At 73.6% G+C, this 16607-nt stretch carries 18 protein-coding genes; 12 read left to right on the forward strand and 6 right to left on the reverse strand.

The features are described from left to right. Positions 1–79: 79 nt before the first annotated feature. Together greA and ACFV1L_RS05765 are read right to left on the reverse strand one after the other, a co-directional pair. Positions 80–577, reverse strand: coding sequence for a transcription elongation factor GreA (greA, locus tag ACFV1L_RS05760; RefSeq protein WP_380363219.1), 498 nt, complete (start codon positions 575–577; stop codon positions 80–82). Between the two features lie 260 nt (positions 578–837). Further along, positions 838–1263, reverse strand: coding sequence for a DUF4307 domain-containing protein (locus ACFV1L_RS05765; protein ID WP_380363220.1), 426 nt, complete (start codon positions 1261–1263; stop codon positions 838–840). Between the two features lie 159 nt (positions 1264–1422). On the opposite strand from ACFV1L_RS05765, the gene mca reads away from it, so the two are divergent. The 5 genes from mca to ACFV1L_RS05790 all read left to right on the forward strand — a co-directional run bounded on the left by mca (position 1423) and on the right by ACFV1L_RS05790 (position 6428). Next, positions 1423–2292: a mycothiol conjugate amidase Mca gene (gene mca / locus ACFV1L_RS05770; protein WP_380363221.1), complete on the forward strand. Its 870-nt coding sequence runs from the start codon at positions 1423–1425 to the stop codon at positions 2290–2292. 54 nt (positions 2293–2346) lie between these two features. After that, on the forward strand, positions 2347–2538 hold the full coding sequence (locus ACFV1L_RS05775) for a hypothetical protein (RefSeq protein ID WP_051653339.1): 192 nt from the start codon (positions 2347–2349) through the stop codon (positions 2536–2538). Positions 2539–2604: 66 nt separating this feature from the next. Further along, positions 2605–3396, forward strand: coding sequence for a DUF4365 domain-containing protein (locus tag ACFV1L_RS05780; RefSeq protein ID WP_380363223.1), 792 nt, complete (start codon positions 2605–2607; stop codon positions 3394–3396). A gap of 83 nt (positions 3397–3479) precedes the next feature. After that, complete coding sequence (locus ACFV1L_RS05785; RefSeq protein WP_380363225.1) at positions 3480–5513, forward strand: thioredoxin domain-containing protein; 2034 nt, start codon at positions 3480–3482, stop codon at positions 5511–5513. Between the two features lie 66 nt (positions 5514–5579). Further along, a complete protein-coding gene (locus ACFV1L_RS05790; protein WP_380363226.1) occupies positions 5580–6428 on the forward strand; it encodes a GNAT family N-acetyltransferase in 849 nt (282 codons plus the stop codon). Between the two features lie 120 nt (positions 6429–6548). On the opposite strand, the gene ACFV1L_RS05795 is transcribed toward ACFV1L_RS05790, so the two are convergent. Next, positions 6549–7085: a MarR family winged helix-turn-helix transcriptional regulator gene (locus tag ACFV1L_RS05795; RefSeq protein ID WP_380363228.1), complete on the reverse strand. Its 537-nt coding sequence runs from the start codon at positions 7083–7085 to the stop codon at positions 6549–6551. A gap of 81 nt (positions 7086–7166) precedes the next feature. On the opposite strand from ACFV1L_RS05795, the gene ACFV1L_RS05800 reads away from it, so the two are divergent. Further along, complete coding sequence (locus ACFV1L_RS05800; RefSeq protein WP_380363230.1) at positions 7167–7898, forward strand: DUF4386 domain-containing protein; 732 nt, start codon at positions 7167–7169, stop codon at positions 7896–7898. 5 nt (positions 7899–7903) lie between these two features. Then, entirely contained in the window at positions 7904–8668 is a 765-nt protein-coding gene (locus tag ACFV1L_RS05805) for an SDR family NAD(P)-dependent oxidoreductase (protein WP_380363460.1), read from the forward strand. Positions 8669–8677: 9 nt separating this feature from the next. Here ACFV1L_RS05805 and ACFV1L_RS05810 read toward each other — a convergent pair whose 3' ends face one another. After that, positions 8678–9610, reverse strand: coding sequence for a hypothetical protein (locus ACFV1L_RS05810; RefSeq protein WP_380363231.1), 933 nt, complete (start codon positions 9608–9610; stop codon positions 8678–8680). Positions 9611–9851: 241 nt separating this feature from the next. Between ACFV1L_RS05810 and ACFV1L_RS05815 the strand changes: the two genes are divergently transcribed. Further along, positions 9852–10499, forward strand: a complete 648-nt coding sequence (locus tag ACFV1L_RS05815) for a papain-like cysteine protease family protein (protein ID WP_380363232.1) — start codon at positions 9852–9854, stop codon at positions 10497–10499. 11 nt (positions 10500–10510) lie between these two features. Then, positions 10511–11335: a hypothetical protein gene (locus ACFV1L_RS05820; protein ID WP_380363233.1), complete on the forward strand. Its 825-nt coding sequence runs from the start codon at positions 10511–10513 to the stop codon at positions 11333–11335. 7 nt (positions 11336–11342) lie between these two features. Here the strand turns inward: ACFV1L_RS05820 and ACFV1L_RS05825 are convergent, their stop codons facing one another. Further along, positions 11343–12374, reverse strand: a complete 1032-nt coding sequence (locus ACFV1L_RS05825) for a GlxA family transcriptional regulator (protein WP_380363235.1) — start codon at positions 12372–12374, stop codon at positions 11343–11345. Between the two features lie 43 nt (positions 12375–12417). Between ACFV1L_RS05825 and ACFV1L_RS05830 the strand changes: the two genes are divergently transcribed. Together ACFV1L_RS05830 and ACFV1L_RS05835 are read left to right on the forward strand one after the other, a co-directional pair. Next, positions 12418–13365 carry an NADP-dependent oxidoreductase gene (locus ACFV1L_RS05830; protein ID WP_380363236.1) on the forward strand — a complete coding sequence of 316 codons (948 nt, stop codon included), beginning with the start codon at positions 12418–12420 and terminating at the stop codon, positions 13363–13365. 177 nt (positions 13366–13542) lie between these two features. Then, positions 13543–13815 carry a hypothetical protein gene (locus ACFV1L_RS05835; protein WP_380363237.1) on the forward strand — a complete coding sequence of 91 codons (273 nt, stop codon included), beginning with the start codon at positions 13543–13545 and terminating at the stop codon, positions 13813–13815. 23 nt (positions 13816–13838) lie between these two features. On the opposite strand, the gene ACFV1L_RS05840 is transcribed toward ACFV1L_RS05835, so the two are convergent. Beyond that, the gene (locus tag ACFV1L_RS05840) at positions 13839–14507 is read right to left on the reverse strand and encodes a hemolysin III family protein (RefSeq protein ID WP_380363239.1); all 669 of its coding nucleotides are present in this window, start codon (positions 14505–14507) and stop codon (positions 13839–13841) included. 264 nt (positions 14508–14771) lie between these two features. On the opposite strand from ACFV1L_RS05840, the gene ACFV1L_RS05845 reads away from it, so the two are divergent. Beyond that, complete coding sequence (locus ACFV1L_RS05845; RefSeq protein ID WP_380363240.1) at positions 14772–16598, forward strand: phosphoenolpyruvate carboxykinase (GTP); 1827 nt, start codon at positions 14772–14774, stop codon at positions 16596–16598. Positions 16599–16607 lie beyond the last annotated feature (9 nt).

Consider the following 16607-nt stretch of genomic DNA (forward strand, 5'->3'; position numbering starts at 1 on the left):
GCCGGTACCCACCGGCCGGCCGCCCCCCCCACCCGGGGGAGCGGCCGTCCGGCGCTGTCGCGGTTCCCGTGGCCGTGGGTCAGCCGGAGAACGGCTTGGCGTCGATGATCTTCACGCCCGCCTTCTTGCCGTTCGGCAGCTCGTACTGGGCGTCCTCGCCGACCGACTTGCCGATGATGGCCTTGCCCAGCGGGGACTGCGGCGAGTACACGTCGATGTCGCCGTCGGTGACCTCGCGGGAGGCCAGCAGGAACTCCATGGTGTCGTCCAGGTCGCCGTCGAAGGCCACCTTCACCAGCATGCCGGGGGCCACCACGCCCGAGTCCGCCGGGGCCTCGCCGACCTTCGCGCGCTCCAGCAGCTGGGTCAGCTGGCGGATCCGCGCCTCGGTCTTGCCCTGCTCGTCCTTGGCCGCGTGGTAGCCGGCGTTCTCCTTGAGGTCACCCTCCTCGCGCGCGGCCTCGATCTTCTGGGCGATCTCGATCCGCCAGGGCCCGGTCAGGTGGTCAAGCTCGGCCTTGAGCTTGTTGTAGTGGTCCTGAGTGAGCCAGGTCACGTCATCGTTGGTCTGGGTCACAGGGTGCTCCTCGTCGGTGCTGGCGCTGCTGCGAGGGTGGTTCGGCAGCAGTGGGCGATTTTCTGGGCAGATGCAAAGCAACGCCCGCTTCCGTGCCGTACGGCATGGGAAGGGGCGAAATCACGAGCCTAACAAGTTCCCGGTGCGGGCGGGAAGGGCCGCGGGCGGCGCGGCCGCCCCACCCCTCCGACTATGCGCTCGAAAGGGTGAGCGGGGCAAAGGCCCTCCGCCCACCGTCCGCGTGACCGCGGCGCCCGGCGCTACTTCTCGTCGGGGGTGCAGCCGAGCAGCTCGGCGGTGGTGCCGCGGGCCGTGGTCCGCAGGGTCACCACCTTGTCGTAGCTCGACCCCTCGGCCGGGACCTGGAAGTCCGACTGGCCGACCACCGAGCCGTCCGTGCCCTGCGAGCGGACCGTGCACACCCCCGAGGTGCCGTCGCTCTTGCGCACCGACAGCTGGAGCTGCAACTCGGTGTCCGACACCGGCTGGAACGTCGGGACCGCGCCGTTCAGCTTCGTCTCCCGCATCAGGTACGAGCCGCCCAGCCAGGCGATCAGGCCCACCAGCAGCACGCCGAAGACCGCGCCGGCGATCCGCAGCCTGCGGTCGGCCGACCGGTCGTCGGCCCGGCTGTAGCGGCCGGCCGGGGGCGCGAGGGGGGTCTGGGGCGTAGGGCTCTGGTCCATGCTTCGGCTCGGTCCTTTCGCGGAGGAGCGTTCGGCCGTCCGCGGGAATGGACGCGCCCTCCAGTCCGTCACTATAGGAGGGGCACGTCCGCGCCACAGGCGGCGGGGGAGTCGGCCCGACGAAGCGGACATACCTGTACCTGGAAGGGAACCCAGGCGTTGAGCGAGCAGTTGCGGTTGATGGCGGTCCACGCGCACCCGGACGACGAGTCCAGCAAGGGCGCCGCCACCATGGCGATGTACGTGGCCCAAGGGGTGGAGGTCCTGGTCGCCACCTGTACCGGGGGCGAGCGGGGGTCGATCCTCAACCCCAAGCTCCAGGGCGACCCCTGGGTCGAGGAGAACATCCACGAGGTGCGCCGCAAGGAGATGGACGCGGCCCGGGAGATCCTCGGCGTCGAGCAGGCGTGGCTCGGCTACGTCGACTCCGGCCTGCCCGAGGGCGACCCGCTGCCCCCGCTCCCCGAGGGCTGCTTCGCCCTGGAGGACGTGAACGAGGCGGCCGGCACCCTGGTCAAGCTGATCCGCGAGTTCCGCCCGCACGTGATCACCACGTACGACGAGAACGGCGGCTACCCGCACCCCGACCACATCATGACCCACAAGATCACCATGGTCGCCTTCGACGCCGCCGGCGACCCCGAGGCGTACCCCGAGGCCGGCGAGCCCTGGCAGCCGTCCAAGCTGTACTACAACCACGGCTTCCCGATGGGGCGCATCCGCGCCCTGCACGCCTACCTCACCGAGAACGGCCACGACTCGCCGTACGGCGAGTGGATCGAGGGCTGGGAGAAGTCCGGCCGCGCCGAGCGCGAGATCACCACCCGGGTCGAGTGCGGCGAGTACTTCGAGATCCGCGACAAGGCGCTGATCGCCCACGCCACCCAGATCGACCCCGACGGCCCGTGGTTCCGCGTCCCGCTCGACATCCAGCGCGACGTCTGGCCCACCGAGGACTACGAGCTCGCCAAGTCCCTGGTCGCCACCGACCTGCCCGAGACCGACCTCTTCGCCGGCCTCCGCAAGTAACCCGTACCACCCCCCGGTGACCCGGCCCGCGTAGGGCCGGGTCACCATGGACGAATGAGCACCCCCGTGAACGTCACCCAGCTCGCCGCCGACCTCGCCCTCGACGAAACCAAGGTCACCCCCGGCCTCCTCGGCTTCGTCGTCTTCGCCGCCCTCGGCATCGCCACCTGGTTCCTCCTGAAGTCGATGAACGCCCGCTTCAAGAAGATCGACTTCACCGAGCAGCCCGACCCCAAGGACGACTGAGCCGCCGGCCGCCGCCACGACCGGCTGTCATAGCCTGGCCCTCCACAGCACGAGGGGGGCAGCGGGATGCCAAAGGTGCCGGAGAGCCGCCGGGTCGAGCGGATGGCCGTCAACGAGGTGCGCGCACTGCTGGAGCGGCACGGCCACATCGTCCAGGAGATCGACGGCGGCAACGACTTCGGCGAGGACCTGCACGTCACCTTCGTCCAGGACGGGCGGCGCACCGCGGACGCCGTGGCGATCCAGGTCAAGGGCGGGACCTCCACCCGGACCCGCCGCGGCCACCGCGTCAGGATCGGCACTCACGGGGACAACTGGCGCGACGGGATCCCGCCCGTCCTGTGCGTCGTCCACGACCCCGAACGGGGCGGCCTGTTCTGGGCCCACGCCACCCGGCAGCTCCGCCGTGCCCAGGCACTGCGGAAGACACCGAAGTCGATCGTCGTCCAGGCCGAATCGCTGCTCGACGACCACTCGCTCCCCTCCTTCGTGGAGAGCATCCGCACCTACCTCCGCTGGGAACGGCAGGGCGTCGCCAGGTGGGCGGACATGGCCGACGTCGAGTTCGCGCACAACGACACCGTGAAGTCGTTCGTCAACGACTGCGGCGAACCGATGGTGTTCCAGCAGGGCCACGGCAAGACGTTCGCCGTGCTGCTCCACCATGACCTCGACTGGGAACCCTTCCGGATCACCGAATCGATGCTGCACCTCGAACCCCTGCCGATGCTGGGCCCGATCCCGAAGATCGGCGGGATCGTCCTCGACTCCGCGGAAGCGCACTGGCTGACCGCCTGCTTCAAAACCACCGAGTGGACCCGCTCCCAGGCGGCGAAGCCCGCCCCCGCGACGGAATAGCCCGCCCACGCCGGCCGGAGACCTTCCGGACACTCAGCGCCGCGAAGGCAGGCTCCGACGCTCCCCCGTGGCAGAGTGATGCCGTGAACCGTCTTGCGGGCGCGACGTCGCCGTATCTGCTGCAGCACGCTGACAACCCGGTGGAGTGGTGGCCGTGGGGGGAGGAGGCGTTCGCGGAAGCGGAGCGGCGCGGGGTGCCCGTGCTGCTGAGCGTCGGGTACGCCGCGTGCCACTGGTGCCACGTGATGGCGCACGAGTCGTTCGAGGACGAGGCGACGGCCGGGTTCCTGAACGAGCGGTTCGTGGCGGTGAAGGTCGACCGGGAGGAGCGGCCGGACGTCGACGCGGTGTACATGGAGGCGGTGCAGGCGGCCACCGGGCAGGGCGGGTGGCCGATGACGGTGTTCCTGACGCCCGGGAAGGAGCCGTTCTACTTCGGGACGTACTTCCCGCCCGAGCCGCGGCACGGGATGCCGTCGTTCCGGCAGGTGCTGGAGGGCGTGGACAAGGCGTGGACGGGGCGGCGGGCCGAGGTCGCGGAGGTCGCGGCGCGGATCGGGAAGGACCTCGCCGAGCGGGCCTCCGTGTACGCGGTGGGCAGCGGCCTCGCGCAGCCCCCGGGAGAGGCCGAACTGCACGGCGCGGTCGTCGAGTTGACGCGGTCGTTCGACGAGCGGCGGGGCGGCTTCGGCGGCGCGCCGAAGTTCCCGCCGTCGATGGTGCTGGAGTTCCTGCTGCGCCACCACGCCCGGACGGGATCCGAGGCCGCGCTGGAGATGGCCCGGCGCACCTGCGAGGCGATGGCCCGCGGCGGGATGTACGACCAGGTGGGCGGCGGGTTCGCGCGCTACGCGGTGGACGCCACCTGGACGGTGCCGCACTTCGAGAAGATGCTCTACGACAACGCGCTGCTGATGCGGGTCTACCTGCACCTGTGGCGCGCCACCGGCGACGAGCAGGCCCGTCGGATCGTGCTGGAGACCGCCGACTTCCTGCTGCGCGAACTGCGCACCCCGGAGGGCGGGTTCGCGTCCGCGCTGGACGCCGACTCGGCGGACCCGGCGACCGGGAGGAACGCCGAGGGCGCGTACTACGCGTGGACGCCCGAGCAGCTGGCCGAGGTGCTCGGGGCGGAGGACGCCGCCCTCGCGGTCGAACTGTTCGACGTCACGGGGACGTTCGAGCACGGCACCTCGGTGCTCCAGCTGCCGCGCGACCCCGAGGACCCGGCGAAGTACCGGGAGATCCGGCGGAAGCTGTTCGAGGTCCGCACCCGGCGCCCCGCCCCCGCCCGCGACGACAAGGTGGTCGCGGCCTGGAACGGCCTGGCGATCGCCGCCCTCGCCGAGGCCGGCGCGCTGCTGGACCGCCCGGACCTGGTCGAGGCCGCCGAGCGCGCCGCCGACCTGCTGATCGCCGTCCACCTCACCCCCGAGGGCCGGCTGCTGCGCACCTCCCGGGACGGCGCGGCGGGCGCCAACGCGGGCGTGCTGGAGGACTACGCGGACACCGCCGAGGGCTTCCTTGCGCTGTACGCGGTCGGCGGCGAGGCGTCCTGGCTGCAACTCGCCGGGGAGCTGCTGGACCTGGTGCTGCTGCACTTCACCGACGAGAAGTCCGGCGCGCTGTACGACACCGCCGACGACGCCGAGCAGCTGATCCGCCGCCCGCAGGATCCCACCGACAACGCCGTCCCGTCCGGCTGGACGGCCGCCGCCGGGGCCCTGCTCGGGTACGCCGCGTACACCGGCTCGGCACGCCACCGCACCGCCGCGGAACGGGCGTTGGGCATCGTCTCGACGCTCGGCACCCGCGCGCCCCGGTTCACCGGCTGGGGCCTGGCCGTCGCCGAGGCGCTGCTCGACGGGCCGCGCGAGGTCGCGGTGGTCGGCCCGGCCGGCGACGCCGGGCGTGCCGCGCTGCACCTGGCCGCGCTGCGCTCCACCGCCCCCGGCGCGGTGGTCGCGGTCGGCGAGGCCGGCGACACCGAGGTGCCGCTGCTCGCCGACCGTCCGCTGCTCGACGGGAAGGCCGCCGCCTACGTGTGCCGGCACTTCGTCTGCGAGCGCCCCACCGCGGACGTCGCCGACCTCGAGGAACGCCTGCGCGGCCGGTGACGGGCCCGGTGCCGTCGACCGGAAAACCCGCTGGTCGACGGCGCCGTCCGTGGGGGAGGATGCGGCATGGGCTGGACTCTCACCACATCACTGGACGAATTCCGCAGCGCGGCCGGGGAGTTCCTCGCGGCCGACCCCGCCGAGAACACCGTGCTGCTCACCATCGTCGAACGCCTCGGCCGGGACGGCCTGAACGTGTACGGCGAGCTGCCGCCGCGCTTCGGCTGGTGGCGCGACCCGGACGGCGCCGTCGCCGGCGCCTGCCTGCGCACTCCGCCGTGGGGGCAGCGGCTCGGCCGGATGCCGGTCGCGGCCGCCGAGGACCTCGCCCGCCGACTCGCCGAGGACGGCGACCGGCCCGACGCGGTGGCCGGCGAGCACCGCACCGCGCTGGCCTTCGCCGCCGAGTGGCAGCGGATCACCGGACGCGACTGGCAGGTGGAGCACAACGAACGGCTGTTCCGGCTCGGCGAGCTGACGCCCCCGCCGGCCCCGCCGGCCGGGCACGCCAGGGTCGCCGTGCCCGCCGACCGGGAGACCGTCGCCCGGTGGCTGGTCGACTTCTGCGTCGAGGCCGGGCTCCAGCCGCCCGCCGACCCGGCCGCCGACGCCGACCAGCGGATCGCCGGCCGCACCCTGCTGCTCTGGGAGGCCGACGGCCGCCCGGTCGCCCTCGCCGGGGCCAGCCCCGCCGCCGCCGGGATGTCCCGGATCGGCCCGGTCTACACGCCGCCCGCCGACCGCGGCCGCGGCTACGCGAGCGCGCTGACCGCCGCCGTCACCCGGCACGCGCAGGCCGGCGGCGCGGACGAGGTGCTGCTGTACACCGACCTGGCCAACCCGGTCAGCAACGCGATCTACCAGCGCCTCGGCTACCGGCCCGTCTCGGACGCGGTCGAGGTCGCCTTCCGGTAGCGGGCGGCCGGACGGGCCCCGGGTCGACACCGACCCGGGGCCCTTTCGCGTGCCCGGCGGCGGTTCGTGCCCGCGGCAGCTCCCGCCGCACCGGCCCGTGCCGGGTCGCCCGACGTCCCGTCAGCGGCCGCGCAGGGTGCGGTACCCGGGGTGGACGCCCGGGGTGAGTCCCTGCTGGGCGGCGATCCGGGTGAGCAGGGCGGTCAGTCGGGCGTGCTCCTCGGGGGTGAGGGACCGGGTGACGTCCTGTTCGTGGGCGAGGGCGGTGTCGCGCAGGCGGCCGAGCAGGGCCAGGCCCCGGTCGGTGAGGTGCAGGGCGTACAGCCGGCGGTCCTCGGCGTTGCGGCGGCGCTCGATCAGGCCGCGCTGCTCCAGGCCGTCCGCGAACGGGACGAAACGGCTGGGGGGCATGCCGAGCGCGTCGGCGAGTTCGCGCTGGCTGCGGCCGGGGTTCTGCACCAGCAGCCGGAGCAGGCCTGCCTGGGCGGGGGTGAGGTCGAGTTCGGCGATCCGCTGGGCGAAGCGTTCGGCGGCGTGCGCGCCGAGCTGGGCCAGCAGGAACGCGGCTCCGCCGCCGGGCCCGGGCCGTCCGGCCGGGGGCGGGGTGTCCGGGCGCTGGTCGTCGCCGTGCCGGTCCGCCTCTCGATCCATGCTCATGCCGACATCGTACCCGTTTGACAATCGTTCCACGGTGTAATCATTATTCCGAGTGTATCGATGGATGCCACGGGAGGAACCATGAGCACCGCCGCCCCGCCCCGCCCGGCCCCGGCCGGACGCCCGAAGAGCCGCCCGCAGACCGGCCCGCCGCTGCTCGTGCCGGCCGTCTCGACGACGGCGCTGACGATCGCCTACACCGCGGTCAACCGCGCCACCCCGCACCCGGACGCCACCGGCGCCGAGGTGGTGCGGTACGCGCAGGAGCACGGCGGGTCGGCCCGGCTCGGGGCGCTGCTGCTGCTCGCCGCGTCGGTGCCGCTCGCGCTGTGCGCGGCCCTGCTCTACCGGCGGCTGAGGGCGCTCGGGATCACCGCGCCCGGCTCGGCGATCACGCTGGTCGGCGGCGTGCTGGCGGCGTCCGCGCTGGTGCTGAGCGCGGCGGTGGCCTGGGCGGGCGGCCGACTGCCCGCGGACGCGCCGCCGGCGCTCGGCCGGGCCCTGGCGGACGTGTCCTTCTTGGCGGGCGGGCCCGCGTTCGCGGCGGGCTTCGGCCTGCTGGCGGCCGGGGTCTCGGTGTCGGCGATGATCACCGACCTGCTGCCCCGCGCCGTCACCTGGTCGGGCCTGGTGGTGGCCGCGGCGGGGATGCTGGCGCTGCTCGCCCTGGTGGCGGACGGCTTCATGTACCTGCTGCCGGTGGTCCGCTTCGGCGGGCTGGTGTGGCTGCTGTTCGTGGCCGCCCTGCTGCCGGTGACCCGCCGCCGATCCGCCGATCAACGATCGAACGAAGCATCGACACAGGGGAGTTGAGCGAGATGACCGGGACGTACGCGGAGCTGGCGGGCCGGACGGTGGTGGTCACCGGCGGTTCGCGCGGGATCGGGGCGCACACCGCTCGGGCGTTCGCCGCGCAGGGCGCGTCGGTGTGCGTGGTCGGCCGGGACGGGGCGGCGCTGGCGTCGGTGGTCGGGGAGATCACCGCCGCGGGCGGCGAGGCGATGGCCGCCACCGCCGACGTGACGGACGCCCGGGCGCTGGACGGCGTGCGGGCGGCGGTGGCCGAGCGGTTCGGCGCGGTGGACGTGCTGGCGGTGTTCGCCGGCGGCCAGGGGTTCCCGGTGCCGACGGCGGAGCTGTCCGAGCAGCGCTGGCGCGAGGTGCTGGACTCCGACCTGACCTCGGTGTTCCTGACCGTGCAGGCGTTCCTGCCCGGCATGCTGGAGCGCGGGTCGGGCACGGTCCTGACGATGTCCTCGGCGGCCGGCCGGCAGCCCAGCGGCGCCAACCTGGCGTACGGGGTGGCCAACGCGGGCGTGGTGATGCTGACCAGGCACCTGGCGGCCGAGCTCGGGCCGCACGGCATCCGGGTCAACTGCCTGGCGCCGTCGGCGATCCTGACCGAGCGGGTGGCGGCCCGGATGCCCGCCGAGATGCAGGCGAAGGTCGCGGCGACGCACCCGCTGGGCCGGCTCGGCACCCCGGCGGACGTCGCGGACGCCGCGCTCTTCCTGGCCTCCGACGGCGCGGGCTGGCTGACCGGCCTGACCGTCGACGTGGCCGGCGGGCGGATCACCGGCTGACGCCGGGCGTCACTCCCAGTCCCAGCGCAGGCCGAGCAGGCAGGGCGGCAGGTCCGCGGCCACCAGGTGCGCGCAGTGGTGCCCGTCGAGGGTCAACTCCTCGGTCTCCAGCGGGGACTGGTCGGGGGCGCGGCGGGTGAAGCGGTCGCAGCGGACGGGCAGGGCGGCCGGGTCGAAGGTCACCTGGAGCACGTACTGCCCGGCGCCCGCGTTGAAGCCGCGCACGTACTCGCGGCTGGGCTGCGGCGACGGCGACTCGTCGAAGCCGTAGCCCAGCAGGTGGGTGTCGCCGGTGCGCAGCCGCCGGTCGAGCAGCAGTTCGGCGACCAGCAGGTGCGCGGCCGGGTCGCGGCGGATCCGACCGGGCCGGCAGTTCTCCTCGGCGCGGACCCGCACCCGGTCGATGTCGCAGCCCGGATCGCCCTGGTAGATCGCCAGGTAGCGGTCGACGCCGTCGCGGTGGGCCCGCAGCACGTGCTGGGAGTCGCGGCGCTGCAGCCGGCGGTCGGCGCCGACCCGGATCCGTTCGATGTGGGTGACGGTGTGCAGGCCGGTGTCGGGCGGCCCGGAGAGCACGGCGAGCAGGCCGTCCACCGCCTCGGCGGGGGTGATCAGGTCGCGGTAGGGGCGGACCGGCCGGGCGGCCGGGTCGGGGCCGCCGCGGCGCGGGCCGAGCAGCCGGGTCAGCGAGTGTTCGGGCAGCTCCAGCACCTCTTCGAGCGCGGCGACGGCGCGCAGCGACTCGGCCCGTTCGGGGCGGCGCAGGCCCTGCTGCCAGTAGCTGAGGCTGGTCACGCCGACGTGCACGCCGCGCTGCGCGAGCCGCTCGCGCAGCCGGTGCAGGGCGAGGCCGCGGGCGGCGATGGCGGCCCGCAGGGCGAGGTGGAACGGCCCGGTGCGCAGGACCGCGGCCAACTCGGACGGTGCGGTGGGCTGCTGCATGGCCACCTCCTCGACTGAGCGTGAATATTCACACCTTGTGGACGGCTTGTCACCGGCGCGGGCGATATCCGCGCTGCCCAGCGCGCCGCCGTTCACACCCGCCGGGGCCCGTTCACACCCCGACTCCGGTGCGCGGCAAGGCCGTTGACCACTCGACGGCAACGGCCGGATGCTCGTCGGCAGCGCGTCCGGACGCCGCCCCCACATCCACTCCTCGCCCCTGCCAGGAGGCCGTACCCCCATGACACTCACCCCGATGCGGCTGCGTCGGACGGTCGCCGCACTCGCCCTGGGCGTCCTCGCCCCGGCGCTGAGCGCGGCCGCCACCGCCCCCGCCCAGGCCGCCCCCGCCCCCGCCGCGGCCCGGACCGCGACCGCCGCGCATCCGCCGGCCCCGCTGGCGGCCGGCACCTCGCGGACCCTCAACCTGACCATGCAGGCCCAGCAGCAGAGCAACTGGTGCTGGGCGGCGGGCGGCAACACCATCGCCGCCTACTACGGCTACAGCTACAGCCAGAACCAGTTCTGCAACGCCGCGTTCGGCCGCTCGGTCAACTCCACCTGCCCGAACAGCCAGGCCAGCCTGGCCGAGGTGCAGAACGCGCTGTACTGGATCGGCATCAACCCGGGCTCGTACGTCAGCGGCTACCTGCGGTACGCCACCGTGCAGGGCGAGATCGACGCCGGCCGGCCGGTGGAGACCCGGATCCAGTGGAGCTCCGGCGGCGGCCACATGAACGTGCTGTACGGCTACGACAGCGGCAACAACTGGCTGTACTGGGGCGACCCGTGGCCGTCCAACTACCGCTACAACTGGGGCGACTACAACTACTACGTGAGCAACGGGTCGTTCTCCTGGACCCACTCCCTGTACCGGATCGGCGCGTGAGGAGACCCGACATGAGCAGCCACCGCGTCCGACTCGCCCGCGCCGCCGCCGCACTCGCCGCGGCCGCCGCCCTCGGCCTCGCCGCCGCCCCGTCGGCGACGGCCGCCGACCCGCAGCCCGGCGCCGGCGACCTCGCCGCCGCCCGGGCCGCCGCCCAGGACCCCTCCGTGCTCGACCGGTTGGGGCACTTCTTCGCCCGCGAGGGAGTGCCGCCGAACCAGCCGCTCGCGCTCTCCGCGAACGACGAGGCGCGGGCCGCGAGCGCCGCCGCGCCCCGGCTCACCGGCGACACCGTGCCGGTCCGCACCCTCGACGCCGGGTTCGTGGCCGGCCGGCCCGGGGCGCCCGTCGCCACCGTCGAGTTCACCGCCACCAGGGCCGTCGCCGCCGACGGGCGGACCGCCTCGGTGTGGACGGCCCGGCAGGGCGGCGCCTGGCGGGTCGTCAACATCGCGTCCGGCAGCGACGAGAGCGACTACGCGGCCAGGGCCGCCGCCGACGGCGGCACCGCCTTCCGCGAACCGCAGCTCGGCGCCTGGTACGAGCTCAAGGACGGCCGGGTGCTGCCGCTCGACGACACCGCCCGCCGCTCGGTCGGCGAGCACGGCGCCACCGTCGCCGCCTACCAGCAGCTGGTCCACCAGCGGTACGGCGACAAGCTGCCGGGCTCCGGGTACGACGCCGCGGGCAGGGCGGGCGGCTTCGAGGCCGCGCCGGCCGGGGCGCCCGGGGCCGACCGCACCGGGCCGCTGCTCGCCGCGGGAGCCGCGCTGGGCGCGACCGTGCTGGCCGGAGCCGTGACCGGGGTGCGCCGGCGCCGGGCCCGCGCACGGTGACGGGGCGTCAGGCGGTGCCGGCGAAGGCCCTTCCGGTGAAGGTCCGCCGGTAGGCGAGCGGTGAGACGCCGATCGCGGCGTGCAGGTGCTGGCGCAGCGACACCGCGTTGGCGAAGCCGACCCGGCCGGCGATCTGGTCGACCGTCAGGTCGGTGGCCTCCAGCAACTGGCGGGCCAGGGCGACGCGCTGCTGGGTGAGCCAGCGGCCGGGGCTCTGGCCCGTCTCGTCGTGGAAGCGGCGGGCGAAGGTGCGGGTGCTCATCGCGGCGTGCCCGGCCAGCTCGGCGAGCGTCAGCGGCAGGTGCAGCCGGGCCAGCGCCCACTCGCGGGTCGCCGCGGTTCCGCTCGCGCCGACCGCCGGGACGGGGTGCTCGATGTACTGGGCCTGGCCGCCGTCGCGCCACGGCGGGACGACGCACAGCCGGGCCGCGTGGTTGGCGACGGCCGCGCCGTGGTCGCGGCGCAGCACGTGCAGGCACACGTCGACGCCGGACGCCGCGCCGGCCGAGGTGAGGATGTCGCCGTCGTCGACGAACAGCACGTCCGGGTCGAGCAGCACCCGCGGGAAGAGCCGGCGGAAGTGGTCGGCGAGCGCCCAGTGGGTGGTGGCGGGCCGGCCGTCCAGCAGGCCGGCGGCGGCGAGCACGAACGCGCCGGTGCAGATCGAGATCAGCCGGGTGCCGGGGCGGATCAGCGCGAGCGCCTCGGCGACGCCGGGGGCGAGCCGGTCGGTGGCCGGCACCGGGGCGAACGGCGGGACGACCACCGTGTCGGCGGTGCCGAGCAGCTCCGGGCCGTGCTCGACGCCGACCGTGAAGTCCGCGTCGGAGCGCACCGGCCGGCCGTCCACGGTGCAGGTGGCCAGCTCGTAGCGGCCGCCGGCGGAGGCGAACACCCGCCGGGGGATGCCGAGTTCGAACGGGTACACGCCGTCCAGGGCGAGCACGGCGATGCGGTGCGGCGGCGATTGCGGTTCGCTCGGCTCCGGGGTGTGCGGCACGACAGCCCTCCTGGCAGGATCCCATCGGACAGTGACCATCATGCCACTGCCGCCGGCGTCCGGCACGGGCCAGGCTGGGGGCATGACGACGAACACGATGCGCGCGATCAGCCAGGACGTCCTGGGCGGCCCCGAAGTCCTGCAGGAGGTGGAACTCCCGCGCCCCGAACCCGGGCCGAGCGAGATCCTGGTGAAGGTCCGGGCCGCCGGCCTGAACCCGACGGACTGGAAGCACCGCGCGAGCGGCCTCTTCCTCGGCGAGCCCCCGTTCGTGCTCGGCTGGGACGTCGCCGGCACCGTCGAGGCGGTCGGCTTCGGCGTCACCCTGTTCCGGCCCGGCGACGAGGTCTTCGGCATGCTGCCCTACCCGCACGGCGTCGGCGCCCACGCCGAGTACGTCACCGGCCCCGCCCGGGCGTTCGCCGCCCGGCCCGCCGGCGTCGACGCGGTGCAGGCCGGCGCCCTGCCGCTGGCCGCGCTCACCGCCTGGCAGGCGCTGGTCGACACCGCGGGGATCGGCCCCGGCGACCGGGTGCTGGTGCACGCGGCGGCCGGCGGCGTCGGACACCTCGCCGTGCAGATCGCCAAGTCCCGCGGCGCGTACGTGATCGGCACCGCGAGCGCGGCCAAGCACGACTTCCTGCGCGGCCTCGGCGCCGACGAGACGATCGACTACCGGACCACCGACTTCGCCGAGGCGGTGCGCGACGCGGACGTCGTCCTGGACACCGTCGGCGGCGAGTACCAGCTGCGGTCGCTGCGCACCCTGCGCCGCGGCGGCCTGCTGGTGTCGATCCTGCCCGTCCCGGTCGAGGGCCTGGCCGAGGAGGCCGACCGGCTCGGCGTGCGCACCGCGATGATGCTGGTGGAGGCCGACCACGCGGGCATGGCGGCCGTCGCCGACCTCGCCGGACGCGGCCTGCTGCGGGCCGAGATCGCCGGCACGTTCCCGCTGGCGGAGGCCGCGAAGGCGCACGCCCTCGGCGACACCGGCCGCACCACCGGAAAGCTGGTGCTGCTGGTCGACTGACACCCCGCCGCGCCTCCCGCGAGGGCAACCGGAGTCCGGGCTGCGGGATCCCCACTTCTGGAATTGATGCGCTGTTGATCCCCCGTTCTCCCGCGCTCCGTGCCGGACGTGTCACTGTAGGTGGGGAGTTCTCTGACGACCTGTCAGATGACCTGTCGGCCGGCGGGAGGTTTGCCAATGGAGTACGGAGCGACCGGGTTCTGGAGCGGGGTGGCCGGTGTGCTGGCCGCGCTGGCTGTCATAGCCGGGTACCTGGTCGGCGGCGCCCGCCTGGTCTGGGTGGTCTCCGCGGTCGAGGTGCTGGCCGTGATGGCCTGGGTCGCCTACCGGTTCCGCGGCCGGGCCCACCAGCGGGCGGCAGGAGAAGGGCCCGACGCGGCGCACTGCGAGCGCTGCCGTCGGGCCCGGGAGCGGCTGGAGGCGAGGGCCGCCCAGCCGGCGCGGTACTGAGGGGGGAACGTTGCTGCGGGGGGTCAGGTCGCCACGGTGTACGCCACCAGCGAGACGCCCACGTACTGCACGATGAACGCGCCCAGGGTGAAGGCGTGGAACACCTCGTGGAAGCCGAACCAGCGCGGTGACGGGTTCGGCCGCTTCAGGCCGTAGATCACTCCGCCCACGGTGTAGAGCGCGCCGCCGACGACGATCAGCGTCAGCACGGCCGGGCCGCCCTTGTGCAGGAAGTCCGGCAGGAAGAACACCGCCGCCCAGCCGAGCGCGACGTAGCAAGGGGTGTACAGCCAGCGCGGCGCGCCCACCCAGAACACCCGGAACGCGATCCCGGCCAGCGCGCCGCCCCACACCAGCCACAGCAGCACCTGCTGCCGCGCGCCCTCCAGCAGCAGCATGGTGAACGGGGTGTACGTCCCGGCGATGATCAGGAAGATGTTGGCGTGGTCCAGCCGGCGCAGCACCGCCTCGCCGCGCGGCCCCCAGGTGAAGCGGTGGTAGACCGCGCTCACCCCGAACAGCATCCAGGCGCTCACCGAGTAGACGACGCAGGCGATTCGCGCCGCCGTCGTCTGGGCCAGGCAGATCAACACGATTCCGGCGGCGAGGGCGGCCGGGAACATTCCGGCGTGCAACCAGCCGCGCCACTTGGGCTTGACGAGCTCGAGGGCTTCCGCGGTCATGAGCAGCATCTTACGGAACCGTAGGTTACCGGCACGTAGGAAAGTGGCGATCCTCACTTTTAGACGTTCTGGAGTGTTCGAGCGGTGTGTGCGAGACCCGGACGGGGCATCCGTCGAGTGGTTCGGGGCCTCCGAATCAGACAGTCCGTAGTAAAAATCTCGTCAATGACGCCATTTCGACGAATGAGCGACGGCGCGCCGGGTCTACCGTGTAAGCACCCTCAACCCCCGCGAAGCCGTCTCCTGGCCGAGATGGTGTGAAACGGAGCGATCGTGTCGCCTCAGATCTCTGCGATCACCGAGTCCGCGCCCACCCGCCACCAGCGCCTGGTGGAGTGGGTCAACGAGATTGCCGACCTCACCCAGCCCGACCGCGTGGTGTGGTGCGACGGCTCCGAGGAGGAGTACCACCGCCTCGCCGAGCAGCTCGTCGCCCAGGGCACCTTCACCAAGCTCGACGAGACCAAGCGCCCCAACTCCTACTACGCGGCCTCCGACCCGTCCGACGTCGCCCGCGTCGAGGACCGCACCTTCATCTGCTCGGAGAAGGAGGAGGACGCCGGCCCGACCAACCACTGGAAGGCCCCCGCCGAGATGCGGGAGATCTTCTCCGGTGAGAACGGCCTGTTCCGCGGCGCGATGAAGGGCCGCACCATGTACGTGGTGCCGTTCTCCATGGGCCCCGTCGGGTCCCCGCTGGCCGCGTACGGCGTCGAGATCACCGACTCCGCCTACGTCGCCGTGTCGATGCGCGTCATGACCCGCATGGGCCGGGCCGTGCTCGACCAGCTCGGCGAGGACGGCGACTTCGTCAAGGCCGTGCACACCGTCGGCGCCCCGCTCGCCGAGGGCGAGGCCGACGTCGCCTGGCCGTGCAACACCACCAAGTACATCTCGCACTTCCCCGAGACCAAGGAGATCTGGTCCTTCGGCTCCGGCTACGGCGGCAACGCCCTGCTCGGCAAGAAGTGCTACGCGCTGCGCATCGCCTCCACCATGGCCCGCGACGAGGGCTGGCTGGCCGAGCACATGCTGATCCTCAAGCTCACCCCGCCGTCCGGTGAGGTCAAGTACGTCGCCGCCGCGTTCCCGTCCGCCTGCGGCAAGACCAACCTCGCCATGCTCCAGCCCACCGTCCCGGGCTGGAAGGTCGAGACCATCGGCGACGACATCGCCTGGATGCGCTTCGGCGCCGACGGCCGCCTCTACGCGATCAACCCCGAGGCCGGCTTCTTCGGCGTCGCCCCCGGCACCGGCGAGGACACCAACGCCAACGCCATCAAGACCCTGTGGGGCAACACCGTCTTCACCAACGTCGCCCTCACCGACGACGGCGACGTGTGGTGGGAGGGCCTCACCGAGAACGCCCCCGCCCACCTCACCGACTGGCGCGGCAACGACTGGACCCCCGAGTCCGGCACCCCCGCCGCCCACCCCAACGCGCGCTTCGCCGTCCCCGCCGCGCAGTGCCCGACCATCGCCGACGAGTGGGAGGACCCGGCCGGCGTGCCGATCTCCGCGATCCTCTTCGGCGGCCGCCGGGCCACCGCCGTCCCGCTGGTCACCGAGTCCTTCGACTGGCAGCACGGCGTCTTCCTCGGCGCGAACATCGCCTCCGAGAAGACCGCCGCCGCCGAGGGCACCGTCGGCGAGCTGCGCCGCGACCCGTTCGCCATGCTGCCGTTCTGCGGCTACAACATGGGCGACTACTTCGCGCACTGGCTGAAGGTCGGCGCCGAGGCCGACGCCTCGAAGCTGCCGAAGATCTACTACGTCAACTGGTTCCGCAAGAACGCCGACGGCAAGTTCGTCTGGCCGGGCTACGGCGAGAACAGCCGCGTCCTGAAGTGGATCGTCGAGCGCCTCGAAGGCACCGCCGAGGGCGTCGAGACCCCGATCGGCATCCTCCCGAAGGTCGACGGCTTCGACCTCGACGGCCTGGACATCCCGGCCGCCGACCAGGAGCTGCTGTTCTCGGTCGACACCGAGATCTGGAAGCAGGAGGCCGCGCTGGTCCCGGCCCACCTGGAGATGTTCGGCGACCACACGCCGAAGGCGCTGTGGGACGAGTACCAGGCCCTGGTCAAGCGACTCGGCTGAGTCCGGACC

It is taken from the genome of Kitasatospora sp. NPDC059646 (assembly GCF_042734615.1).
Lineage (GTDB): Bacteria > Actinomycetota > Actinomycetes > Streptomycetales > Streptomycetaceae > Kitasatospora.

Excerpts from the sequence above, each read along its gene's own strand:
- ACFV1L_RS05765 (WP_380363220.1), bottom strand. The coding sequence starts at position 1,263 with ATGGACCAGAGCCCTACGCCCCAGACCCCCCTCGCGCCCCCGGCCGGC.
- ACFV1L_RS05775 (WP_051653339.1), top strand. The coding sequence starts at position 2,347 with ATGAGCACCCCCGTGAACGTCACCCAGCTCGCCGCCGACCTCGCCCTC.
- ACFV1L_RS05780 (WP_380363223.1), top strand. The coding sequence starts at position 2,605 with ATGCCAAAGGTGCCGGAGAGCCGCCGGGTCGAGCGGATGGCCGTCAAC.
- ACFV1L_RS05790 (WP_380363226.1), top strand. The coding sequence starts at position 5,580 with ATGGGCTGGACTCTCACCACATCACTGGACGAATTCCGCAGCGCGGCC.
- ACFV1L_RS05795 (WP_380363228.1), bottom strand. The coding sequence starts at position 7,085 with ATGAGCATGGATCGAGAGGCGGACCGGCACGGCGACGACCAGCGCCCG.
- ACFV1L_RS05800 (WP_380363230.1), top strand. The coding sequence starts at position 7,167 with ATGAGCACCGCCGCCCCGCCCCGCCCGGCCCCGGCCGGACGCCCGAAG.
- ACFV1L_RS05805 (WP_380363460.1), top strand. The coding sequence starts at position 7,904 with ATGACCGGGACGTACGCGGAGCTGGCGGGCCGGACGGTGGTGGTCACC.
- ACFV1L_RS05810 (WP_380363231.1), bottom strand. The coding sequence starts at position 9,610 with ATGCAGCAGCCCACCGCACCGTCCGAGTTGGCCGCGGTCCTGCGCACC.
- ACFV1L_RS05815 (WP_380363232.1), top strand. The coding sequence starts at position 9,852 with ATGACACTCACCCCGATGCGGCTGCGTCGGACGGTCGCCGCACTCGCC.
- ACFV1L_RS05820 (WP_380363233.1), top strand. The coding sequence starts at position 10,511 with ATGAGCAGCCACCGCGTCCGACTCGCCCGCGCCGCCGCCGCACTCGCC.
- ACFV1L_RS05825 (WP_380363235.1), bottom strand. The coding sequence starts at position 12,374 with ATGGTCACTGTCCGATGGGATCCTGCCAGGAGGGCTGTCGTGCCGCAC.
- ACFV1L_RS05830 (WP_380363236.1), top strand. The coding sequence starts at position 12,418 with ATGACGACGAACACGATGCGCGCGATCAGCCAGGACGTCCTGGGCGGC.
- ACFV1L_RS05835 (WP_380363237.1), top strand. The coding sequence starts at position 13,543 with ATGGAGTACGGAGCGACCGGGTTCTGGAGCGGGGTGGCCGGTGTGCTG.
- ACFV1L_RS05840 (WP_380363239.1), bottom strand. The coding sequence starts at position 14,507 with ATGCTGCTCATGACCGCGGAAGCCCTCGAGCTCGTCAAGCCCAAGTGG.